The sequence below is a fragment of the Campylobacter sp. US25a genome, assembly GCF_004379075.1.
Taxonomy (GTDB): Bacteria; Campylobacterota; Campylobacteria; order Campylobacterales; family Campylobacteraceae; genus Campylobacter_D; species Campylobacter_D jejuni.
This window is the reverse complement of sequence record NZ_RYYM01000072.1, coordinates 1-667: the sequence shown is the minus strand read 5'-3', so window position 1 is coordinate 667 and position 667 is coordinate 1. Positions and strand designations below refer to the sequence as shown.

Below are 667 nucleotides of genomic sequence, written 5' to 3'. Positions count from 1 at the left end.
TTAAGAGAACAAGAGATTAAAACCTTAGCTAAGACTTTAAAACCTGATGAATTTGGTATGCTTCCTTTTATAGATGAGATTATGGGAGTAGATTGGGTGATTGATTATAATAAATATCAAATTTCTCGCGATGAATTTGGAAGTATGTATAAAGCCTTAAGAAGTGATATAGTTGAGGGCAAAATAAAAGATCCAAGAGATATAGATTCTACTTATGAAAGCAGAAGAGAATTTGATCATCATAGGGGAGGGTATTATAATGGTATGGTAAATGCTTATGGTTATGATATTCCAAATGATCGGAGTGAAGAAAGTGCACAATTAAGAATAGATTCTATGATATTAACTGCCAAACTAGCAGCCCTAACTCCTCCTCAAGGCTATCCTAATGCACCAAGATATTTTACCCCTGAAAATCTAGAATGGTATTATAAAAGACATAAGCTTGACAAACTCCTTGATCCAAGAATTCCTGCTATTTATAGATATAATTTTCCGCAAGAACTTCGAGCTAAAATACTAGCTTATGCTAAAGAGCATAATATCAAAGAGTGAAAATAATGAATTTCATAACTAGACTAGCCACTACTATAATCATAGAAGATGGTTTATACATGGGTTAAATTAAGAAAGGATAGATAATGAGCGAAACTTATGAGATTTATAC

Annotated in this window: 1 pseudogene; it reads left to right on the top strand. The window is 32.1% G+C overall.

The annotated features are described in order from the left end of the window. Positions 1-555, top strand: a pseudogene (locus tag ELQ12_RS09780) (hypothetical protein); the annotation flags it as partial. Positions 556-667: the final 112 nt, after the last annotated feature.